This is a genomic window from Streptomyces sp. BK340, assembly GCF_007827595.1.
In the GTDB taxonomy this organism is placed as follows: Bacteria; Actinomycetota; Actinomycetes; order Streptomycetales; family Streptomycetaceae; genus Streptomyces.
Genome location: NZ_VISR01000048.1, coordinates 41403 through 47402, shown reverse-complemented (window position 1 = coordinate 47402; position 6000 = coordinate 41403). Strand labels below are relative to the sequence as shown.

Here is a 6000-nt window from a genome sequence, read left to right as displayed (position 1 = left end):
CCGCTCCCGCTCCACGAGCAGCGGCATCGCGTCCGACGCGGTCACCAACTCGCGCAACGGATACCGGGACAGCACCGCGTCCACCTCGGGTGACAGGGCCGCCGCGAGCCGCCAGGCGGCCGGGCGGTCCTCCGCCCGCAGCGCGGCGGCGGCCGCCAGGACCACGTCCCGCTGCTCCTCGGGCACTCCGGCGGCCGCCCGCTCGTACAGCCGAGCGCCCTCGTCCAGGACCAGGCCGGTGTCGATGCCCGCCGGGATCTTGATCTGCGCGTGGTGCCGCCAGGTGCCGACCGGGTCCGACCAGGCCTCGACCGTGTAGGTCCAGCGGCCGGGTTCGTCCGGGGTGACGGTGGCGCCCAGATGGTCGGTGCCCGGGGCGAGTTCACGCATCGGGGTCCAGGGGCCCGGGCGGCCCTCGGGATCCCGCAGGACGACGTTCGCGGCGACGGCGTCGTGCCCCTCCCGGAACACGGTGGCCGACACCTCGAACGACTCACCGGCCACCGCCTTGGCGGGCCTGCGCCCGTGCTGGACCACCGGGCGCACGTCGAGGACGGGAATTCGGCCGAGAACGGTCGGTTCCGGCGGGGCGGGAAGCTGCTGCCGGGGCGGGGCCGGAGCCTCCTCGCGAAGTTCCTCGGCGGGCTTTCCGGTTTTCTTGCCAGAAGTTTTCCTTCCGGCCGCCTTGCTGGGTGTCGAGGGTGCTGACGAGTGGTGCGTGGCGGGCATGACCGCTCCTGTCCGCTTCAACGTGGGTGTGGGCGGATGGCTGTGGGGAGGTGGGTCCTGCAGGTGAGACGTGGTGCTGCTGTGGGACGTACCGGAGGAGCCTTCCCACCCTATTCGGGTGGGCAATCCGGCACTTTGTTAACTACTCACGCGTATGTCTACGCACAAGACCGGCCCCTTTCCCGGTTTCCCGCCAGGGCGGCCATTACGCCACCGCCGCGTCCCGACACCCGCGCTCGCGGCGTCCCCACCGACGCCCCGGTAACCACTAACGTCGACCCTGACGACGAGACGTACGGCGCCGTGCGTCTCACCCCGTAACGCGTCCGAGGTGGAATGTGAAGGCGATCCGTCGGTTCACCGTCCGTCCCGTTCTCCCCGAACCCCTCCGGCCGCTGAGCGACCTGGCGCGCAATCTGCGCTGGTCCTGGCATGTGGAAACGCGCGACCTGTTCCAGTCCGTCGACCCCGAACGCTGGGCCGCCGCCGGGGGCGACCCGGTGCGGCTGCTGGGCGGGGTGCGCCCGGCCCGGCTCACCGAGCTGGCCGGGGACCGGCGGTTCCTGCGCCGGCTGCGCGCGGCCGTCGACGACCTCAACGACTATGTGACCGGCGACCGCTGGTACCAGCAGCAGGACGACGGACTGCCCGTCGCCGTCGCCTACTTCTCGCCCGAGTTCGGCATCACGGCCGCGCTGCCCCAGTACTCCGGCGGCCTCGGCATCCTCGCCGGCGACCATCTCAAGGCGGCCAGCGACCTCGGGGTCCCGCTGATCGGTGTCGGCCTGCTCTACCGGCACGGGTACTTCCGCCAGACCCTGTCCCGGGACGGCTGGCAGCAGGAGCACTACCCGGTGCTCGACCCCCATGAGCTGCCCGTCAGCCTGCTGAAGGAGGCCGACGGGAGCCCCGCCCGGGTCTCCCTCGCGCTGCCCGGCGGCCGGGCGCTGCACGCCCGGATCTGGCTGGCCCAGGTGGGCCGGGTGCCGCTGCTGATGCTCGACTCGGACGTGGAGGAGAACGACCCCGGCGAACGCGGGGTGACCGACCGGCTGTACGGCGGCGGCAGCGAGCACCGGCTGCTGCAGGAGATGCTGCTGGGGATAGGGGGTGTCCGGGCCGTGCGGACGTACTGCCGGCTCACCGGGCACCCGGAGCCCGAGGTGTTCCACACCAACGAGGGACACGCCGGCTTCCTGGGGCTGGAGCGGATCGCCGAACTGGGCGACCGGGGACTCGACTTCGACTCGGCGCTGGAGGCCGTGCGCGGCGGCACCGTCTTCACCACGCACACCCCCGTCCCGGCCGGGATCGACCGGTTCGACCGGGAGCTGGTCGCCCGGCACTTCGGGGCGGACGGCGAACTCCCGCGCATCGACGTCCAGCGGATCCTCGCGCTCGGCATGGAGACCTACCCGGGCGGCGAGCCGAACCTGTTCAACATGGCCGTGATGGGGCTCCGGCTGGCCCAGCGGGCGAACGGGGTCTCGCTGCTGCACGGGCAGGTCAGCCGGGAGATGTTCGCGGGACTGTGGCCGGGATTCGACCCCGAGGAGGTGCCGATCACCTCCGTGACCAACGGGGTGCACGCCCCGACCTGGGTCGCCCCCGAGGTGCTCCGGCTGGGCGCCCGGGAGATCGGCGCCCAGCGGGCCGAGGACGCGCTGAGCGTCGGCGGCTCCGAGCGCTGGGACTCGGTCGCGGACATCGCGGACCAGGAGATCTGGGAGCTGCGCCGTACCCTGCGCGAACAGCTGGTGGTGGAGGTACGGGAGCGGCTGCGCGCCTCGTGGCGCCAGCGCGGCGCCGGGGACGCGGAGCTGGGCTGGATCGACGGTGTGCTCGATCCCGGGGTGCTGACGATCGGGTTCGCGCGGCGCGTGCCGTCGTACAAGCGGCTCACGCTGATGCTGCGCGACCGGGACCGGCTGATGGAGCTGCTGCTGCACCCGGAGCGGCCGGTCCAGATCGTCGTCGCGGGCAAGGCGCACCCGGCGGACGACGGCGGCAAGCGGCTGGTGCAGGAGCTGGTGCGGTTCGCCGACGACCCGCGCGTGCGGCACCGGATCGTCTTCCTGCCCGACTACGGCATGGCGATGGCCCAGAAGCTCTACCCCGGCTGCGACGTCTGGCTGAACAACCCGCTGCGCCCGCTGGAGGCCTGTGGCACCTCCGGGATGAAGGCCGCGCTCAACGGCTGCCTCAACCTCTCGGTGCTGGACGGCTGGTGGGACGAGTGGTTCCAGCCGGACTTCGGCTGGGCCGTGCCGACCGCCGACGGCGTGGGCACCGACCCGGACCGCCGTGACGACATCGAGGCCGCGGCCCTGTACGACCTGCTCGAACAGCGGGTCACCCCGCGCTTCTACGAGCGCGGCCGGGGCGGGCTGCCCGACCGCTGGATCGACATGGTGCGCCAGACCCTCACCCTGCTGGGCCCGAAGGTGCTGGCGGGCCGGATGGTCCGCGAGTACGTCGACCGCCTGTACACGCCGGCCGCCCAGTCCCACCGCGCGTTGAACGAGGACACGGCGCGTGAACTGGCCGCCTGGAAGGCGAGGGTGCGGGCCGCCTGGCACCGGGTGAGCGTCGACCACGTGGAGACGACGGCCACGACGGCCACCGCGGAACTGGGCTCGACCGTGGGGCTGCGGGTGCGGGTGGGGCTCGGTGACCTCGGGCCGGACGACGTGGAGGTGCAGGCGGTCTCCGGCCGGGTCGACGCGCAGGACCGCATCACGGACGCCACGGTGGTGCCGCTGAAGGCGACCGGCGCCCCGGACCTGGAGGGCCGTCGCGTCTACGAGGGCCCGCTCTCCCTGGACCGCACCGGCCCCTACGGCTACACGATCCGCATCCTGCCGGCCCACCGCCTGCTCGCCTCCGGCGCGGAACTGGGTCTGGTGTCCGTGCCGTCGGAGGAGGCGGTGGAGGGGGCGGGGCTGCTGATGCGGTGAGCGTCAGTCCTCCAGGCCCCGGGTGGCCAGTTCCCTCAGCACCTTGCCGCACCTGCGGGCGTAGGCGTGCTGCAGCCCGCGCGTCGCGGCCCCGCCCGCGCGGGCGTACCACTTCTGGGCGCGGCTGAAGGCGGCCACCGTCAGCCAGACGGTGCCGTCGCCGGTGCGGTCGACCACGAAGGCCTCCTCGCCGCACTCGGGGTGGCCTTCCAGGGTGCCGTAGGCCCAGCCGGCCCGGCGGGGCTCGTCGACGGTCCAGACGATGCGGCAGGGGGCCTTGATGAGGCCGGCCAGGGTGACCGTGACCTCGACGTCGGGGGCCGCGCGGTCGGCGGTGGCGTCGATGCCCACGCCGAGCGAGCGGTGCATCTGCCAGGTCAGGACCGCCTCCGCGGCCCGGCGGAAGACCTCAGGGCCCTCGCCGATCCGGGTGCGTTCGAACAGCGGGTGGAAGCCGGGCGGGCAGCTGGTCAGGTCGTCGCGGGTCGCGCCGACCGGCTCGTAGGTGAAGGGCGCCGAGGACATGGGTCACAAGGGTAGGGCGGTACCCGGGACGTCTTCCGCCCGGGTACCGCCCTATCTCAAGTGGTGTGCGACTAGCTGACGTTGACCGCCGACCAGGCCGCGGCCACCGCCTTGTACTCGGTGCTGGTGGAGCCGTACAGGGCCGCCGCCGCGCTCAGCGTGCCGGTGCGGGCCGCCTTGTAGTTGGTCGTCGACGTGAAGTACGTCGTCAGCGCCTTGTACCAGATCTGCAGCGCCTTGGCGCGGCCGATGCCGGTGACCGTGGAGCCGTTGGACGTCGGCGAGTTGTAGCTCACGCCGTTGATCGTCTTCGCTCCGCTGCCCTCGGACAGCAGGTAGAAGAAGTGGTTCGCGACGCCGGACGAGTAGTGGACGTCCAGGTTGCCGACCGAGGAGGACCAGGAGTCCGCCGAGCCGCCGTCCTTGCTGGGCTTGTCCATGTAGCGCAGCGGAGTGCCGTCGCCGTTGATGTCGATCTTCTCGCCGATGAGGTAGTCACCGGGGTCCGAGGCGTTGTTCGCGTAGAACTCCACGCCGGTGCCGAAGATGTCCGAGGTGGCCTCGTTCAGGCCGCCGGACTCGCCCGAGTAGTCCAGGCCCGCGGTGTTCGCGGTGACGCCGTGGCTCATCTCGTGGCCGGCCACGTCCAGCGAGGTCAGCGGGTCGAGGTTGCTCTCGCCGTCGCCGTAGGTCATGCAGAAGCAGTCGTCGTCCCAGAAGGCGTTGACGTACGAGCTGCCGTAGTGCACGCGGGAGTAGGCGCCGACACCGTTGTTCTTGATGCCGCTGCGGCCGAAGGTGTTCTTGTAGAAGTCCCAGGTCTCCTGCGCGCCGTAGGCGGCGTCGGCGGCCGCGGTCTGGTCGGTGGAGGAGCTGGAGGCGGTGCCGGTGCCCCAGACGTTGTCCGAGTCGGTGAACAGGGTGCCGGTGCCCGAGCTGGTGCCGTGCTTCAGGTTGTACGTCTTGTGACCACCGCGCGTGGTGTCGTACAGCTGGTACGTCGAGCCCGACAGGTTGGTGTTCAGGCTGACGGTGCCCGAGTACAGGGTCTTGCCGGTGCCGGTGGCGTTCTCGATGCCCTGGTACTCGAAGAGCTTCTTGCCGGTGGCGGCGTCGGTGATGACGTGCAGCTTGTTCGGGGTGCCGTCGTCCTGCAGACCGCCGACGACCGTCTCGTAGGCGAGGACGGGCTTTCCGGAGCCGGCCCAGATCACCTTGCGGGCGCCGTCCGCGGCGGTCTTGGCGGAGCCGAGGGTCTTCGCGGCGCCCAGCGCCTGCTTCTCGGCCTTGGCGGCGGAGATCTGCGGCTTGAGCGAGGCCACCTTGATGGCGGACTTGTTCGCCTTGGTGACGCCCTCGGACTTGCCCGACTTGGCGGTGTGGACGACCAGGTCGCCGCCGAGGACCGGCAGGCCCGCGTAGGTGCGCTCGTAGCGGGTGTGGACGGTGCCGTCGGTGTCCTTGACGACGTCCTTGACGACCAGCTTCTCCTTGGCGCCGAGGCCTATCTTCTGCGCGGTGTCGGCCGCGCCGGCCTGTGCCTTCTGGATCAGGGTGGTACGGGCAGCGGCGGACAGCGCGGCCGGGGCGGCGGCCAGGGGCTTGGCGGCGGCGGACCCGGCCGGGGTCTGGGCACTGGCACTGGTGGTCAGCCCCGTGGAGAGCAGGGCTCCGGCCGCGACAGCGGTGGCGATGGCCAGAGTGGTGCGCTTGTGACGCGCGTAGAGGGGGCTCACAGAAGCTCCTTCTCGTGGGGGAGTCCGGGCAGTGTGGGGTTACTGGCCGGAGT

At 71.8% G+C, this 6000-nt stretch carries 4 protein-coding genes; 1 reads left to right on the top strand and 3 read right to left on the bottom strand.

Going from position 1 to position 6000, the window contains the following annotated elements; translation table 11 throughout:
• The coding region (locus FB157_RS45455; protein ID WP_145887463.1) for a maltotransferase domain-containing protein at positions 1 to 729 on the bottom strand (729 nt) is incomplete at its 3' end.
• A gap of 338 nt (positions 730 to 1067) precedes the next feature.
• On the opposite strand from FB157_RS45455, the gene FB157_RS45450 reads away from it, so the two are divergent.
• Positions 1068 to 3686, top strand: a complete 2619-nt coding sequence (locus FB157_RS45450) for a glycosyltransferase family 1 protein (RefSeq protein WP_145887461.1) — start codon at positions 1068 to 1070, stop codon at positions 3684 to 3686.
• A gap of 3 nt (positions 3687 to 3689) precedes the next feature.
• On the opposite strand, the gene FB157_RS45445 is transcribed toward FB157_RS45450, so the two are convergent.
• Positions 3690 to 4211: a DUF1990 domain-containing protein gene (locus FB157_RS45445; RefSeq protein ID WP_145887459.1), complete on the bottom strand. Its 522-nt coding sequence runs from the start codon at positions 4209 to 4211 to the stop codon at positions 3690 to 3692.
• A gap of 71 nt (positions 4212 to 4282) precedes the next feature.
• Positions 4283 to 5947: a M4 family metallopeptidase gene (locus FB157_RS45440; protein ID WP_145887457.1), complete on the bottom strand. Its 1665-nt coding sequence runs from the start codon at positions 5945 to 5947 to the stop codon at positions 4283 to 4285.
• Positions 5948 to 6000 lie beyond the last annotated feature (53 nt).

Excerpts from the sequence above, each read along its gene's own strand:
- FB157_RS45445 (WP_145887459.1), bottom strand. The coding sequence starts at position 4,211 with ATGTCCTCGGCGCCCTTCACCTACGAGCCGGTCGGCGCGACCCGCGAC.